The sequence below is a fragment of the Phaeobacter sp. LSS9 genome (genome assembly GCF_003443595.1).
GTDB classification, from domain to species: Bacteria; Pseudomonadota; Alphaproteobacteria; order Rhodobacterales; family Rhodobacteraceae; genus Phaeobacter; species Phaeobacter piscinae.
Map to the genome: position 1 here is coordinate 106,528 of NZ_CP031957.1, position 15,758 is coordinate 122,285.

At 59.8% G+C, this 15,758-nt stretch carries 18 protein-coding genes; 12 read left to right on the plus strand and 6 right to left on the minus strand.

Features of this window, described 5'->3' with window-relative positions; translation table 11 throughout:
- Nucleotides 1-24: 24 nt before the first annotated feature.
- Entirely contained in the window at nt 25-774 is a 750-nt protein-coding gene (locus D1820_RS17795; protein ID WP_118070428.1) for a hypothetical protein, read from the minus strand.
- Nucleotides 775-855: 81 nt separating this feature from the next.
- On the opposite strand from D1820_RS17795, the gene D1820_RS17800 reads away from it, so the two are divergent.
- Together D1820_RS17800 and D1820_RS17805 are read left to right on the plus strand one after the other, a co-directional pair.
- Nucleotides 856-1,413, plus strand: coding sequence for a MarR family transcriptional regulator (locus tag D1820_RS17800; protein WP_118070430.1), 558 nt, complete (start codon nt 856-858; stop codon nt 1,411-1,413).
- On the plus strand, nt 1,400-2,101 hold the full coding sequence (locus tag D1820_RS17805) for an MOSC domain-containing protein (RefSeq protein WP_118070432.1): 702 nt from the start codon (nt 1,400-1,402) through the stop codon (nt 2,099-2,101). The genes D1820_RS17800 and D1820_RS17805 overlap by 14 nt, the downstream gene beginning before the upstream one ends.
- A gap of 47 nt (nt 2,102-2,148) precedes the next feature.
- On the opposite strand, the gene D1820_RS17810 is transcribed toward D1820_RS17805, so the two are convergent.
- The gene (locus D1820_RS17810; RefSeq protein ID WP_118070433.1) at nt 2,149-3,636 is read right to left on the minus strand and encodes an NAD(P)/FAD-dependent oxidoreductase; all 1,488 of its coding nucleotides are present in this window, start codon (nt 3,634-3,636) and stop codon (nt 2,149-2,151) included.
- Nucleotides 3,637-3,762: 126 nt separating this feature from the next.
- Nucleotides 3,763-4,203, minus strand: coding sequence for a cupin domain-containing protein (locus D1820_RS17815; RefSeq protein ID WP_118070435.1), 441 nt, complete (start codon nt 4,201-4,203; stop codon nt 3,763-3,765).
- A 156-nt stretch (nt 4,204-4,359) separates the two neighbouring features.
- On the opposite strand from D1820_RS17815, the gene D1820_RS17820 reads away from it, so the two are divergent.
- Nucleotides 4,360-5,367, plus strand: a complete 1,008-nt coding sequence (locus tag D1820_RS17820; protein ID WP_118070437.1) for an AraC family transcriptional regulator — start codon at nt 4,360-4,362, stop codon at nt 5,365-5,367.
- Nucleotides 5,368-5,464: 97 nt separating this feature from the next.
- On the plus strand, nt 5,465-6,073 hold the full coding sequence (locus D1820_RS17825) for a TetR/AcrR family transcriptional regulator (RefSeq protein ID WP_118070439.1): 609 nt from the start codon (nt 5,465-5,467) through the stop codon (nt 6,071-6,073).
- 2 nt (nt 6,074-6,075) lie between these two features.
- Here D1820_RS17825 and D1820_RS17830 read toward each other — a convergent pair whose 3' ends face one another.
- Both D1820_RS17830 and nirK read right to left on the minus strand, forming a co-directional pair.
- The gene (locus D1820_RS17830) at nt 6,076-6,834 is read right to left on the minus strand and encodes an SUMF1/EgtB/PvdO family nonheme iron enzyme (protein WP_254683402.1); all 759 of its coding nucleotides are present in this window, start codon (nt 6,832-6,834) and stop codon (nt 6,076-6,078) included.
- A 37-nt stretch (nt 6,835-6,871) separates the two neighbouring features.
- Nucleotides 6,872-8,095, minus strand: a complete 1,224-nt coding sequence (gene nirK / locus D1820_RS17835; RefSeq protein ID WP_118070441.1) for a copper-containing nitrite reductase — start codon at nt 8,093-8,095, stop codon at nt 6,872-6,874.
- Nucleotides 8,096-8,307: 212 nt separating this feature from the next.
- On the opposite strand from nirK, the gene D1820_RS17840 reads away from it, so the two are divergent.
- The gene (locus tag D1820_RS17840) at nt 8,308-8,997 is read left to right on the plus strand and encodes a Crp/Fnr family transcriptional regulator (RefSeq protein WP_162894130.1); all 690 of its coding nucleotides are present in this window, start codon (nt 8,308-8,310) and stop codon (nt 8,995-8,997) included.
- 75 nt (nt 8,998-9,072) lie between these two features.
- On the opposite strand, the gene D1820_RS17845 is transcribed toward D1820_RS17840, so the two are convergent.
- Nucleotides 9,073-9,300, minus strand: coding sequence for a DUF1858 domain-containing protein (locus tag D1820_RS17845; protein ID WP_118070445.1), 228 nt, complete (start codon nt 9,298-9,300; stop codon nt 9,073-9,075).
- 130 nt (nt 9,301-9,430) lie between these two features.
- Between D1820_RS17845 and D1820_RS17850 the strand changes: the two genes are divergently transcribed.
- Genes D1820_RS17850 through D1820_RS17880 form a run of 7 tightly spaced genes read left to right on the plus strand, consistent with a single transcriptional unit; the run spans nt 9,431 to nt 15,648 of the window.
- Complete coding sequence (locus D1820_RS17850; protein WP_040175733.1) at nt 9,431-9,883, plus strand: cytochrome c; 453 nt, start codon at nt 9,431-9,433, stop codon at nt 9,881-9,883.
- 12 nt (nt 9,884-9,895) lie between these two features.
- Nucleotides 9,896-11,254 carry a cbb3-type cytochrome c oxidase subunit I gene (locus D1820_RS17855; protein WP_118070447.1) on the plus strand — a complete coding sequence of 453 codons (1,359 nt, stop codon included), beginning with the start codon at nt 9,896-9,898 and terminating at the stop codon, nt 11,252-11,254.
- A gap of 3 nt (nt 11,255-11,257) precedes the next feature.
- Nucleotides 11,258-12,052, plus strand: coding sequence for a CbbQ/NirQ/NorQ/GpvN family protein (locus tag D1820_RS17860; protein WP_118070449.1), 795 nt, complete (start codon nt 11,258-11,260; stop codon nt 12,050-12,052).
- 4 nt (nt 12,053-12,056) lie between these two features.
- Nucleotides 12,057-13,988 (plus strand): nitric oxide reductase activation protein NorD, encoded by a 1,932-nt coding sequence (locus tag D1820_RS17865; RefSeq protein ID WP_118070451.1) that lies wholly within the window; start codon nt 12,057-12,059, stop codon nt 13,986-13,988.
- 1 nt (nt 13,989) lies between these two features.
- Nucleotides 13,990-14,172 (plus strand): protein NnrT, encoded by a 183-nt coding sequence (locus D1820_RS17870; protein ID WP_118070453.1) that lies wholly within the window; start codon nt 13,990-13,992, stop codon nt 14,170-14,172.
- A complete protein-coding gene (locus D1820_RS17875; RefSeq protein WP_118070455.1) occupies nt 14,169-14,393 on the plus strand; it encodes an NnrT protein in 225 nt (74 codons plus the stop codon). The genes D1820_RS17870 and D1820_RS17875 overlap by 4 nt, the downstream gene beginning before the upstream one ends.
- Before the next feature lie 31 nt (nt 14,394-14,424).
- The gene (locus D1820_RS17880) at nt 14,425-15,648 is read left to right on the plus strand and encodes an NnrS family protein (RefSeq protein WP_118070457.1); all 1,224 of its coding nucleotides are present in this window, start codon (nt 14,425-14,427) and stop codon (nt 15,646-15,648) included.
- Nucleotides 15,649-15,758 lie beyond the last annotated feature (110 nt).

Sequence of the window (15,758 nt, forward strand, 5' to 3'; positions counted from 1 at the left end):
CACCCCTGCCGCGCCACCGATCCGCTAATCGATCTGTGCCGGCAGGCTCAGGTCACCGGATGCAATGTCAAAGACATCCACCACGCAGAGCAATGGAGCATGCACGTTGGCATTGACCCGCAGGGCTGATGTCACGCCATCATAAGCCACGCCGACAAGGTCTACATCGCTGCGAAAGCCAACCGTTACGGCAATTTCCGGCCCGTCGAACAATGGCGTGAAGCCTGGGCTGTCCAGATAGATAGGCAGGCCCGGCCAAGTTGCTGGCAGCTGCGGCGTGGCACCTGCGGGAATGTCACGCACCGCCAATGCGCCGGGGCCGCAGGCCTCGGTCGGGGTCAGGACCACCCAATGGCTGTGCCACAGCAGGCCATCATTGCCCGTATCCCCATCATTGTTCTCATCCACCAGGGGCGTGTCGTCAAAATCAGGATGGCTGGTGGCTGCCAGCGCAAGGATTCCGGTGCCCGCTTCAAACCCGACCGCCTCGGGGTCCAGCGAAGTCGGCCAGACGTATGAGAACACCCCTGCTCCGCCAACCGTACCGACGGGCTCTGGCGTGTCGGCCCCGGCATTGCCATTTGTCGTCATGTGAAAGGTGACGGTGTTACCAGCCCGGTGCGCATGCGCCGCCAGAATGTCAAAGGAGGCCACTTTCTGGGTGTCTGTTTCAGACAGTATAGCCCCCTTTTGGTGCACGGCATGATTGCCATCGGCAACAGCGCTGCCCGCTCCAAGTACAAGGATGGCCGCCGGTGTTACTAATCGTGTCATAGTTGTCTCCAGTCTAATAGTAGCGAGTCGCTACAAATAAACCGTATTGAATTATTGATTTCGAGTCGATACCAATAATTCATGACATCACAATCCCGCATTCGTTCGCTGATCAATCGTCTGGCCCGCATCGACGCCGCTGGCGGATGGTCGGGCAGCCTCAACCCCGCTCAATACGCTGCATTGGATTACCTCGGGCGGGCCAACCGATACTCAAGAGCGCCCTCTCACGTGGCTGAGTTCCTTGGGACAACACGCGGCACTATGTCCCAGACGTTAAAGGCCCTCGCGCGCAAAGGATTTGTTCAGGAGGAACCCAAAACCGGTGATCAGCGCTCTATTTCCTATGGATTGACCGCAGAAGGGGTGGCACTTGCAGAAGCGCCTTCTGTCATCGGCGTGGCCTTGTCAGAGCTGGAGGATCAGGTGGCAGAGGCGTTGGAAAGCGCATTGGCGGCAACCTTGCGGGCCGCATTGGACGCCCGTGGCGGGCGGGCTTTTGGCTTATGCAAAACCTGCCAGTTTCACGATGCCGGCCCTGCCCATGGCTATTGTACCCTGTTGAATCTTCCACTTCAGCCCGGGGACAGAGAGTTAATTTGCGTGGAACATAAGGCGCTTTCAGATGATGCAACCTGACCTTTCAACCCGGATAGCGGGGATTTTCCACGGACCCATTGCCAACCCTTGGGCTGACAAGGCTCCGACTGCCATCCACAAAACCCCCGTTCATGGGCCGCAGCAGATAGACTTCGACGGCTTCACCAGGGATGCGCAGGCAGATCTAACCGTCCATGGCGGCGCGGATAAGGCGATCCATCACTACGCAAGCGACCATTATCGCCTATGGCAGGACGAAGCAGAGATGCCGCTCACCTCGGTGCCTGCCGCTTTTGGTGAGAATATCGCAAGCTTGGGTCTGACCGAGGACACCCTCTGCATTGGTGATATCCTGCGATTGGGCACCGCCGTCGTTCAGATCAGCCAAGGGCGGCAACCCTGTTGGAAACTGGGCCACTATACCGGCAACACACGGATGCCCTACCTGTTTCAGAAAACCGGACGCACCGGATGGTACTACCGGGTGCTTGAACCCGGAACCGCGCAGACAGGGGATGAGATCACTCTGATGGAACGGCGACAGCCAGACTGGACGGTACAGCGTGTCACTCGCGCCCGGCTCACCCGTAAGGTTTCACCGGAAGATGCCGCTGTGCTGGCACAAATGGAGGACCTCGCTGCAGGCTGGCGCGCCGCCTTCACCCGCATGGCAGAGGGAGACACCGGCGAAGATACCCGCGCGCGCTTGATCGGCGCGCGGGACTAGGGTTTGGGCTGCGCCCCATTTCTGGACCTGCCTGATGGCGCCGGTGGTCAGCTAGCCTGGTATTGCGGGGTTGAGGCGAGAAACTGCCCGTAAGCTGTGGCATCCGGCGGCGAAAATTGCTCCACCAGCGGGTTTTTGCGCTTGTGCACCCGCGCACCCATATCCGACAGAAGTTCGTCGAAGTGCTTGAAATGAAAGGGGGCTGAGCACAGCCCGCCGTAGACCTGCGCCGCTGGCCGCTCGCGGCGGCGCCAGTTCAACATCATTTCAATACTGTCGCCCATCTCAGCGCGGTTCGGCTGATGGGCCAATTGCTCGTCGGCATAGCGCACCAGCCAATTGGCTATCAGTTCGGCCGACAGAACTGTGCAGAAACTGGAATTGAACCCCACAAACCCCATGTCTGGCAGCTCCGGGTTCACCGACAGTCGGTAGACGCGATACTGCCCGTCGTCCTCTATCAGCTTGTCTCGGTACTCTTGCGCCAGATAGGGCACGCCAAGCTTCCAGCCAACCGCCAGAATGGCGATATCGCAGGGAACCACGTCGCCAGTGCTCAGCCGCAGACCGTCCTCCTGATAGCTCTCAAAGGTGCCGATGACGGATCTGATACTGCCATCATTCAGCCCCTCAAAGAGACCCGGCGTCACAATCGGCACGGAGCAAGACACCTCCTTCTCAATGGGAGTGGTGGGCACCATATTGTGCTTCTTAAGTCCCAGTTGCAGTTTCAGCAGGGTTTCCAACCCGCGAAAATTGGCCCAGACCAGAGGCTTCAGCGCGGCGGCGATAACGCGCTGTAGGGCGGTCTTGCCCCATTGATTGAATTGCTGTTCTTGCGCTCGCATATAAAGCAGTTTCTTGAAGTTGATGCCGCCAACGAAATAGGGCACGCGCCAGACGTTCTCTCTGTAGACCAGTCGTACAGATTTTGCCCCGTTCTTGGCTGCATTTACAGCAATATCGGTCGCAGACTTGGACCCGCCAAGGACGACAACGTTCTTTCCCGCCATCAGGCTGGGATCCGTGTAATCCGATGAGTGCATCACCTGCCCACCCCGCGCGACAAACTCCTCCTGACCTCGATGGCGGATGATGTTTTTCTCCGAAAACTGACCGGTGCAGATTGCCACAAAATCAAAATCCTGCTGCCAGGTTCGCCCTGCGGCCTCAAGTGTGAGGGTCCATCCGGGCTGGTCGTCCTGCCGTCGATCCATCGCTGTGATCGAGGTATTAAGCCGGAACAGCCGCGCCAGCCGGTGTTTCTCAGCATAGGAGTGCAGATAAGCATGGACCTGCGGTCCCTTGGGCCATTCCGGGTACTCCGCGGGCATCGGATGGTCGGTGTAGCAATAGAGATCTTTTGGCGATTGTGTCTGCACGTCCGGGTAGGAGCGTGACAATTCCCAGACACCCCCAAAATCATGGCTGCGTTCGAACCCGATCACCCGATGCCCGCGCTCGTCAAAGGCTTTGGCTGCGGCCAAACCGCTGACACCTCCTCCGATTACGGCAACTGTCTTTCGTCTTATCATATTGCGGTCTCCCCTCCCGGCCCGCTCTCCCGGCAGGCGGTCCTTATTTGTCGGCCCGCCTCCCCCTGCGGACCGGTCGCTGGCATGTATTCCACGGGTCAGATGGCGATCCGGCCCGTTTCCACCTCAGGCATCAGCAGGGGGTGGCAGGAAATCGACCTCATGCAGGGCAGACAAGCGCACCAGTTCCGCCGGATCAGTGACGCCGTCCAATTCAATGAACAGATCAAACAGCTTGCGCGCGGGCGCCACGCCGAAAACGCAATGCGCCTCTGCGCCGGACCGGTTGAAAATCGCGTGGGCTTCACCCTTTGGCATACGCACCGTATCGCCGGGTCCGGCCTTGTGGACATCGCCTAGAAATTCCACCTCCAGCTCCCCCGCCAGAACGCTGATCCATTCATCCTGCGTGGGGTGGATATGCGGCGGTACAAACGTATCGGCAGGCAAAACCGCATCCCAGATGAACGCATCATTGCTGAGCAATTTGGGGACATAGGTCTGCCCCACCACTGTCCAGGACATCCCCTGGATGCCCTCGCTTGCCTTGGTGATCCCTTTTTCCATCGCGGTTTCCTCCCTGAAACTGTTTTGCGACGATCAGCCTGCACCGAGAGCGAAAATCCGATTATCCAGAAAACGAACCCTTCTGATCCCAGAATGGTTGAGGCTTGAAATATCGTTGCAGCGATCTAAGCTGGAGCCACCAGACGTGGAGGCGAGATGACCATCGCTGCCCAGACAGAGGCTGTTGAATATCTGAAAAATCACCCGTTGCTGCGCACCGGGGATCTGGATGAGGCACGCCATCGGGTCGGGCAGAAATTTTGCGATCACCGATTGGATATTGCGCAGCGGCATCAAGATCTTGCAGTCCGCCACAACCACGTGGCCGGGCGACACAGTTCGATCAACTACCTGCATTATGGTGCCGATGTGACCATTGATCCGGGCATGTTGGATTCCTTCTATTTGTTGCAGATCCCGCTGTCCGGTCAGGCCAATATCCGGCATCGCGGCTCGGATATCGTTGCAAATGCAGGCACTGCGACGCTGCTCAATCCGGACCGGGACACGACAATGCAGTGGGGCGCGGACTGCCGCAAACTGCTGCTACAGATCGACCGGGGCTATTTGGAAACCGTGGCGCGTCAGATCATTCGGGCAGAACTGCCAGGACCAATCCGCTTCGCCAGCCGCGTCGATCTCCACTCCGAAGGTGGGCAGCGCCTGAGGCAGATGGTCTGCGCCTGTGTGCAAGCGGCTGAGGCTGGGGTTCTGTTCCAAGGCGCGCTAAGTGGCTCCGATCTCCGGGTGGAGGAGGATTTGGCACGCGCGCTGCTGACACGGCTTCCCAGCAATATTTCTCATATCATCGAACGCGCTGACCACGGCTCACTGCCACCCGGCATTCGAGCGGCAGTGGAGTACATTCATGCCAACCTGAGCAATCCAATCCAGCTGAGCGATATCGCAGCCCATGTGGATCTGAACATTCGCACCCTGCAAAACGGGTTTCGCCGTGCATTTGGCGAAAGCCCGATGCGCGTGCTTCGCAACGCTCGGCTGGATGCGGCGCATTATCACCTGATGGCACAGACCGACACGCCGGATGTGACCACCGCTGCCTTTTCCAACGGGTTTTCACACCTTGGCCGCTTCGCCCGCGATTACAAGGCCCGCTTTGGCCACTCGCCCAGTCACACCGCCCGCCAGCAGGACTGCGGCTAACGTCCCGGCCTTGCTTGCCTTTGACGGTGGAGCTACATCATGCTGCAGATCGCATGGGTGAGCGCCGATGCGACGGAGACACCAGCCAAGGACACAGATGTCAGACGGCCCGCGCAAACCCACCCGGATTGAGACGACCGCCAAACGACGGCAGCAGATCCTCGAAGCGGCGATCATGTGTTTCCTCGAAACCGGCTACCACCAGACCGGTGTGCGCGACATCGCAAATCGGGCAGGCGTCAGCCTCGGCAATCTTTATAATCATTTCCCGGGCAAACATGATGTGCTGGTGGAGATTGCCGCTCTGGAACGTGCGGAACTTGTCCCCTTTATCGACGGGCTCGGACAACCACGCGCCCCGATGACGCTGCTCGAAAACTTCGTGAAAGCCTATGCGAAATACCTCGCAGTGCCGGAGAATGTCATTCTAGGACTGGAAATCACCAGCGAAGCCATCCGAAAACCGGATATCGCCCGCCTCTTTCTCGACAATCGCAACGCATTGGTCACCGCGCTTACCAAGGTTCTGGAACGCGGGACACATGCGGGTGACATGAGGAGCCAGCTGGCCCCCAATGAAACGGCGCAGATGATTGTCGAACTTATTGAAGGCAGCGCCTACCGCAGCGTGCTGGACAACGTGCCAATGCGACAGCTGCGGGGCAGTCTTCTGGATTTCATCCTCGCGGCGGTGCGCCCGGTCTGAGGCTAAAGCGGAGTATCCCGGACCAGCCTCAGGCCCAGATGTGCTGGCGGCGATCCTACGGCACAGCCGCCCCGTGCCGGGTCGCGGACAAGGAATGGAACGGCTGCCAAATGTTCGCCTGCCACAAAATACGCTGGACAGCGGCTTGAACTGGCGCCGGAGGCACCGGCGTAGCAATCCTGTGTCCACTCCCAGACGTTGCCGTCGAGATCGACAATCCCATCCGGTGATGTCGTATAGCTGCCTTGCGGGCGCAGCGCCCGGCTCTTTTGTTCGCCCAAAAGATAGGTCGACGCCCAGGTTAGATCTGGATCTGTGAAGATCGGATCAGGCTCTTCCGGGAGCACGGGTGCTGCGAGATGCTCCCATTCCGCCACACGCGGCAGGCGATATCCGCCATCGCTGCGGGCGTTGATCCAAGCCAGATATTCGCCCACGTCAAGATAGCTCAGCCCGGTTGCGGGCGTGGTCGCGGCATCCTGATTGGGGCGTGTGCGCAGGTTCAGCGCGCACACGCCGTCGGCATGGCAGCGGTTCCACTCTGCTACCGTGACCTCATGTTTCATGACATAAATGATATGCTGACCGCCCGCCGTTGCAGTCGCAGGCACCAGCTCTGGCTGAAGGATGTCCTCCCCCGCAGGTCCGACAGACACACGGGGAAGGAATATGGCGACCAACAGGACCAGCGCCGCCACAAGGGCGCCCAGACCCAACAGGACAATCCGGTCAGCGGGGCGGTGCAATGTGGCAGCGGTCATGGTGCTCTCCTATGGTCGTTATACGCAGTGCGCCGGTTCAGGTTTCAAAGCTGCGCGGCGCAACCACCTGTTCCATCAGCGCATTATCCCAGGCGCCATCCACGACGAAGTGGGCAGTGGCCCCCAGCAGAACCGCCTCAATCAGATTGTGGTTCACATAGGCATAAACGCCAGGCTGTTCGAAGGTGTACATCGCTGCCATGGCGCTGCCGCCACGCACGAACCAGCTCTCGATACCTGTGAGCGGCGCATCGGTGAATGACCCGGTCTCCCAGACATAATTGCCGTGGCCGCCGATCAGGTGCGGACGGGAGTCGCGGTTGGCCTGATTGTGGATCATCAGAACCGTCTCGCCGACCTTCGCGCGCAGTGCGTTGTCGCCGGTCAGGGCACCGACAGCGCCGTTGAAAACCGAATGGGTCGGCACCAGCGTCCGCATCGCGTCCATACTGTCAGCGTAATCGTCGCCTGCCAGTTCATAGGTGCGATAGTCGCCGTTTTCGTCCATCGGCAGATAGTAATCCTGTTCGCCGATATAGGCGATGCTGTCATAGCGCAGCGGATTGCCCTCACCGTCTTCGAGGCCATCGCGCGGCAGCACCATGATGGCACCATTCATCCCATGGGTAACATGGTAGGGGATCATCGCGCCGCCAGGTGCGCAGTGATAGGTGAAGCAGCCGGGTTTGGTTGCTTTCCAGCGCAGAACAGTTTCTTCGCCCGGGAAAACATGGGTGAGACCGCCGCCCCCCAGCGCCCCGGTGGAGGCGTGAAAGTCGATGTTGTGTTCCATCTGGCTGTCTGTCGGATTGCGCAGGGTGAGTTCGACATAATCGCCCTCATGCACGATGATCAGCGGGCCGGGAACAGACCCGTTGTAGGTCAGCGCCCAGATCTCGGCACCGGTGTCTTCATCCACCACCATCAGCCGCTCTTCGGTGATCAATTCAATCTCGACGATTTTCGGCCCGCCGGATGCTACCTGCTCATGTTTGGGGGCGAACGGCGGCGCAACCAGTTCCTGTTTAACGCGGGTGTATCCCGACAGATCCACCGGGGCAGCCTCCGCCTGTGCCTGCGCTTCGGCTTGAATGAACTGGGGCGCCGCGCCGCGCAATGGCGGCACCGCTGCCCGACGACCGGCCCCGTTTGCCGAGGAAGCCAGCCCACCGGTCATCGCCGCAGCACCGGCCAGAACGGTTCCGCGCAGCACATTGCGACGGCTTGTTTGCGCAAGCCCGGGGTTGAAACGTTTGGTCATTGTCGCTCTCCTTGTCTTAGGCGTGGTCCGCCGTGGGCGAGCCGCGTTTGCTGATGTCGCGATAAATTTAGCTGATCACCAAATTCGAGACGTTGCGGCAGCGCAAAGACAGCGGCGGTTTTTTGGCTGACCAACCCGCGGTCAAAGCACCGCGCGGGTGACGCCCCCCCGGTTTTGTTTTAGGATCATGACAACGCTTGTTCGGAGATGCCGTGCGCAACCTACATGAAAGCCTGCTTCGCCCGCTGCCACCGTTCTCGCAGCTGGCCGACGCGCAGATCCGCACGATCCTTGATCACGCCAGCAGTCGTGGCGTTGAGCCTGGGCAAACGGTTTTTGCCGAAGGTGATCCTGCGGAGACATTTTACTTGCTGCTGGATGGCACCATTCGGGTCGTACGGATCTCCAGCGACGGTGAACAGGTGACCTCCCTGCATATTCCGCCCGGCCAGTTGTTCGGAATTGCACGGGCACTGGGGCGCGACAGTTATCCAGCCACCGCCGTTGCCGCGAGCGAGGCGCTGATCCTCTCCTGGCCAACTGCGCTGTGGGACAGTTTCATCGCCGACTACCCAGGCTTTGCCACAGAGACCTATAAAACGGTCGGCGCCCGTATTGGCGAGATGAACACCCGCATCATGGAGATGTCGACACAACATGTCGAACAACGGGTTGCCCGGGCTTTGCTGCGATTGATCAATCAATCCGGCACCAAGGTCGCGCAGGGGATCGAGATCGGATTTCCGATCACCCGTCAGGATGTTTCAGAACTCACAGGCACCACGTTGCACACGGTCAGCCGCCTGCTCAGCGCCTGGGAGAAGGACGGGATGGTCAGCAGCAAGCGCAAGAAAATCATCATCTGTGACCCTCATCGGCTGATGCTCCTCAGCGATCCATAACGGTGCCACCGGCGCGGAGCAGGCGTGGTGTGCCTCCGCTGCACCGACATCTTCTGATCGGATGGAAAACCGGGATCAGCCCCGGTTCTGGCGCGCGAGTTCAATGGCGTCTGCCAGCGCGGCGCGAAACACCTCTTCATCCAGATGATATTCCGCGCAGGCTTCGCTGACGGAATGAAACGGGCTGACCATACAGCCAACACAGAGCATATCGTGGTCCATGAAGACCCGGACCGTCTCCGGCCAGGTCGTCATAAGGATATCCAGCGGCAGGTCGGGGTCGTCCAGTTTTGGCGGCGGCATGACGGGTCAATCCTCTCTCTGAGGTTAGGCTAGCAGTGGCAATCGCGCCAAACCTTGCGCTTGCACAACCTTTGCCTCTGCTGCCCGGGCTATCACCAAGCGATCAGCAACTGCCGGAAAGGGCCACGCCATGGCTGAATTTCTGACCAAGTCGCGGGCGCGCAATGTGTTCTACGGAGGATCGATTTTCTTCGTCGTGGTGTTCATTGGCATGACCGTGCACAGCCACCGCTATGTGGTGACAACCTCCACCGCAGGAATGCCCCTGACCGAAGCCGTCACACTGGGCAAACGGGTCTGGGAACGACACTCCTGCATCAACTGCCACACGCTACACGGCGAGGGGGCATATTTCGCGCCGGAAGTCGGCAATGTGATGACCAGATGGGGTGTTCAGGATGACCCTGAAGAAGCCTTTGAAATCTTGAACAGCTGGATGGAGAGCCAGCCCAGCGGTGTCGAGGGGCGCCGTCAGATGCCTTATTTCGAGTTGACCGAAGAGGAAACCCGCGGCCTGGCCGAATTCCTGCGATGGGCCGATCAGACCGACACTCAGGGCTGGCCGCCGAATGACGCGGGCTAAGGGAGAGACATCATGAAATATCAATCTCAAAAGGTCGCTCAGGCCTATTTCATCTGCGCGATGGCGCTCTTCGCAATTCAGGTCCTCGGCGGGTTATTGGCAGGTTGGGTTTATGTCTCACCCAATTTCCTGTCTGAACTGCTGCCCTTCAATATCATTCGTATGCTGCACACCAACGCGTTGATCGTTTGGTTGCTGCTTGGCTTCTTCGGTGCGGCCTATTTCCTGATCCCGGAGGAATCCGAGCGCGAGATCTACTCGGTCAAATTGGCCTATCTGCAGCTTGCGATCCTGATGGTCGGCACACTTGGGGCGGTTGGGTCCTATCTGGTCGGCATCCACGGTGGGCGCGAATTTCTGGAGCAACCGCTCTGGGTGAAGTTCGGCATCCTCGTCGCCGCGCTGATCTTCCTCTTCAATGTGTCGATGACAGTGCTGGCGGGGAAGAAAACCGCGATCACCAATGTCTTGTTGATGGGGCTATGGCTGCTGTCGCTGCTGTGGGTTTTCGCCTTTATCAACCCGGAAAACCTCTCTCTGGACAAGATGTACTGGTGGTTTGTTGTCCACCTCTGGGTGGAAGCAACCTGGGAACTGGTGATGGCGGCGATCCTTGCCTTCCTGCTGCTGAAGCTGACCGGGGTCGACCGTGAAGTGGTTGAAAAATGGCTCTATGTTATCGTCGCCACCGCTCTTTTCTCGGGCATTTTGGGCACCGGTCACCATTTCTACTGGATTGGTTTGCCCGGCTACTGGCAGTGGGTTGGCTCGATCTTCTCAACGTTTGAGGTGATCCCCTTCTTCCTGATGATGTCCTTTGCCTTTGTGATGGTCTGGAAGGGACGCAAGAACCACCCCAACAAGGCTGCTCTTCTGTGGTCGCTCGGGTCCAGCACTGTTGCCTTCTTCGGTGCGGGTGTCTGGGGGTTCCTGCACACGCTGCATGGGGTCAATTTCTACAGCCACGGCACCCAGATCACCGCTGCACATGGGCATCTGTCCTTCTACGGCGCTTATGTGGCGCTGAACCTCGCGATCTTTACCTACGCGATGCCAATGCTGCGCGGACGGGCGCCGTATAACCAGGTTCTGAATATGGCCAGCTTCTGGCTGATGACCGGCGGCATGGCGTTCATGACCTTCGTGCTGACCTTTGCCGGCACCATTCAGACCCATATGCAGCGCGTTATCGGGGACTATTACATGGATGTGCAGGACAGCCTGTCGATTTTCTATCTGATGCGGTTCGGGGCCGGCGCTGCGGTTGTGATCGGGGCCTTGCTGTTCATCTATGCGCTTTTGGTGGTGCGCCGGGATGAGGTGATTGCACCCGGACCAGCGCATAAGACCGGCACGGTTGCGGGGGAGTAAGTCATGAACATGCATGCCCCCCGCCCGATCCCGCATTACCATGAAATTGCTCAGGAATGCGCATTGTTCGAAACCGCCCATGCCCAAGGCCTGCCCCTTCTGTTGAAGGGGCCGACCGGCTGCGGCAAGACACGGTTTGTCGAACATATGGCAGCCAGGCTGGATCGGCCGCTTTATACCGTGGCCTGCCATGATGATCTCTCCGCCGCTGACCTGATTGGCCGGTATTTGTTGAAAGGGGGCGATACCCATTGGGTCGATGGTCCACTGACCCGCGCCGTGCGCGAGGGGGGCATCTGCTATCTGGATGAGGTTGTCGAGGCGCGCAAGGATGTCACCGTGGTGCTTCATCCACTGACCGACAACCGCCGCACGCTGATGATTGACCGTACCGGCGAGGAACTGGTGGCGCCGCCCGGCTTCATGTTGGTTGCCTCTTACAATCCCGGCTATCAGAACGTGCTGAAGCGGCTCAAACCTTCGACACGGCAAAGGTTTCTCTCAGCCAGTTTCGATTTTCCCAACCCGCACTCGGAATGCGCTATCGTCGCTCAGGAAAGCGGGCTGGATGTGTCGAAGGTGCAACCGCTGGTGCGGTTGGCCGGTCATATCCGCGCCCTGTCGGGCATGGATCTGGAAGAGGGCGTGTCGACTCGGCTGCTGATCTATACCGCCAGTCTGATCCATCGCGGCATGCCAATTGAGCCAGCGCTGGAGGCAGCGATCATCGAACCTCTCACCGATGAAGAGGACATCAAACAAGCGCTGCGCGATCTGATCGCGACGATCTACGGGTAGCGCTATGAAATTGCTCGACCTGATGGAGCCGGAGGAAACTGTTGGCAACCTCTGGCACGATATGGCCAGCAATCTCGCCGGTGAGGTCGCAGAGGATGGCGCGACGCTATCTGCTGCGGCCTGCCGGTTGCAGGACCTGAGGCCCAGCCTTGCAGTGCTGTTTCGCGCCTTGGGCGGGGCCGCATCGGTCGATCTGGTGGAGGCACCTGCCACGGTGGCACAGCACCGGCGATCCCTGACGCACCGGGTTGCGGCGGATCGGATGCGCGAGTTCATCCCACGTTACGACGGTAGGCGATTGGCCCTGCCCCCCGTGATGGCCTGCTTTCCCCGCTATGAGCTGAACCGGGCTGCCTATTTCTGGCTGGTCGCACAGGCTGCGGTCGCTGATCCCGCAGAGCTGCAACCGCAGCCGACCAAATCAGCCCGCGCTGCCGATCTGGCCCGGATCCGGGCCACCCTTGCCGCCAGCCACCGTGCCGCCGGGTATTGTCCCGGCCTGCGGCAAACCTACCGACAAATGGCAAGCCTGTGCCTGGAACAGCGCAAGGCGCAGCCAGCCCATGCCGCTGATCGGATGGTCGCAGAACAGGTTCTCGCGGCTTTGTCTCAGGATCCGTGGGAGGTCACGACCGACCAACCGCTGAGCACAGATTTGCCAACGGAGGCGGGGCGCTATCTCCCGTTTGCACCGGTACCGTTCTGGCTCCGTTTTGAGGCTCCCGGCCACGCCGCAATGGCCGCAGAAGAATCCGCCGAGCAGGCGACCGCGCTGCCGACTGCGGCAAGTAGCAGTCGCAAGCTGGGCGCGCGCATCGATCAGGATCAGGCGCGTCGTAAGGACAGTTTCATCCTGCATCGGTTTGAATCCATCCTGTCCTGGGTGGAGTCGATGAATATCAACCGCAGTGTTGATGATGATGACCCTGACAACGCCCAAAAGGCCGCAGAGGATCAGGATCTTATCCCGCTTACCAAACATGACCGTCGGCTGGCGTCCCGGTTGCGGCTGCATCTGGATCTATCGCCCGCAGATGCCGAACACGAACGGCTGAGTGCGGAATACACCTACCCCGAGTGGAACCATCTCAGCCAATGTGAGATGACGGATCACTGCCGCGTGCTTGAGGCGGATGCACAGCCTGACGCGCAGCATCCCTTTCGACCCGACCCCCGCCAGATCCGGATGGTGCGTCGCCAGTTCGAAGCGTTGCGTCCGCGCCGCATCCTGCAGCCACGGCAAGTCGACGGCGCCGAGCTGGATCTGGATGCAGTTATCTCCAACCAAGCCGATCTGGCGGCGACCGGGCGTGGCAGTGATCGGCTTTGGCAGAGCGCACGCCAACAGCAGCGCGATCTCTCGGTTGCCTTTCTGATCGACACCTCGCGGTCCACTGAAGCCGCGATTGCTGACAGCAGTGTGATCGACATTGCCCGCAACGCTATGGCGGCGCTGGCTCTCGGGATTGATGTTGCAGGCGACAGATTGGCGATCTGGGGCTTCTCATCCCTGCGCCGCGACCGGGTGTTCTTAACCCGCTGCAAGGGGTTTGACATGCCGATGTCCGATGCTGTCACCGCCAATATCGGCGCGCTGCAACCGGGCCACTACACCCGCCTTGGGGCTTCGATCCGCCACGTCAGCGCCCAGCTGGCGGCAGAGCCATCCAGCCGTAAGCTGCTGATTGTCCTAACAGATGGCAAGCCCAATGATCTCGACCACTACGAAGGCCAGCACGGTATTGAAGACAGCCGCATGGCCGTACGTAGCGCCCGCCGCGCGGGCCAAAGCCTGCATGGCATCATCATCGACGAAGACGGTCAGGACTGGTTCGCCCGGATTTTCGGCCGCGGCGGGTTTTCGCTCCTGCCGAACCCTACCCGACTGTCACGGGCCCTGCCCGACATCTACCGTAGTCTGACACAGGAGAGCTGACATGCGTTATATCTTATCCGGAATAGTCTGCGCCGCGGTCACCGCCCTGCCCGCGCTGGCCACGGGTTTCGACCGCCCGGCCCCGCAGGCGCAGTCTGCAACCGCTGAGTTCTGGTTTGCGCTGGCCTGTATTGCGCTGGTGCTGGCCCTTGCAGCGGTGCATGTCTTGGTGGCAAGGCGATGACATCGCAGGCGGGCTGGTCGCGCAGGCGTATCGCAATCGCACTTTATCCTTTTGGTGTAGGCGCGATGGCCGTCAACGTCTTCTTTGCCTCCCTGATCACCAGCTGGCTTGGGCTGCCGGTGTTGGGAACCGCCGTCTCCATCGCGATCGGCGCCCTGATCGCGGTGCCTGCCACTTACGCCTTCGCCGGACATATCCGACGCCTGATGGACGCAGCGTAGCCCTAAGTATTTTAAGAAACGGATCTGACCTATGACAGTGACAACAGACGCAGGTCGCAAGGATGTAATCGCGCCAACTTGGCCCCCCGCCATTCTCTCCTATGGCTTCCGGCCGTTTTTCTTCCTCGCCGCGCTTTGGGCCGGGCTGGCTATGATCGCCTGGATCGGACTGCTGAGCGGCGCGCTGACGCTCCCGATCATGCTTGATCCGGTCTCCTGGCATGCCAAGGCATTCCTGTTTGGATACCTCAGTGCGGTTCTGGCTGGCTTCCTACTCACGGCGGTTCCAAATTGGACCGGGCGGGCGCCGCTCAAAGGCTGGCCGTTGCTGGGTTTGGTGCTGCTCTGGCTCGCAGGGCGCGTCACCACCCTATTTGCCGCAGATCTGTCTGCTGTCGTTGTGGCCTTTGTCGATCTGAGTTTTCCACTGATCCTAGGATCGGTGATCCTGCGCGAGATCATCGCGGGGCGCAACTGGCGCAACCTTGTTGTTCTACTGTTGCTGGGGCTGCACACATTGGCGCTGCTATTGGTGCATCTTGAAACAGCAGGAGGCGGATACCCGGCGCAAGGCCTCGGGATGCGTTTGGGATTGGCAACGGTGATTGGCATGATCTGCCTCATCGGTGGTCGCATCATCCCCAGTTTCACGGGCAATTGGCTCACTAAGACGGGTGTTGATGCTCGTCCCGCCAGCCCGATGCAGCGGTTAGACAAAGCTGTCTTGGCTATCAGCCTGCCCGCCCTTGGTATCTGGGTGGCGATGCCTGATCATCTCGCGACGGCCGTCGCATTGACGATCTTTGCAATAGGGCATCTGCTGCGCATGGGGCGCTGGCAGGGACACAGCACGGCGGCAGAACCATTGCTCGCTGTGCTGCATCTGGCCTATGCGATGATCCCTATCGGCGCTGTTCTCATGGCTATGGCGCAAATACCGCAGGTGCCACTGGACGCTGCCGCTGCACAGCACCTCTGGATGGCTGGCGCCATTGGCATGATGACCCTTGCGGTAATGATACGTGCCACGCTGGGCCATACAGGGCGACCGCTGGTGGCTGGCCCTGGCACAAAACTGATCTTACTGGCGCTCTTATTGGCAAGCGTCGCCCGAGTTGTCGCCGGGATCGGCCTAGGCAGCGCCGATTGGCTCTATCACCTCTCGGCTACGGCCTGGTGCGCCGCATTTTTTGGATATGTGCTGGTCTATGGAGCTGCGCTCTTCTCAGCCAGACGGGCCGCCGGGCAGGCATAGCGCCTTGTCACGGATCAGACCCACTATCGCACAGCACATGACCCTTTCGGCTTTCAAAGCCCTGATTCCACCTCAGAACCACTCGCAATTTAACCGCAGTCACACTACGA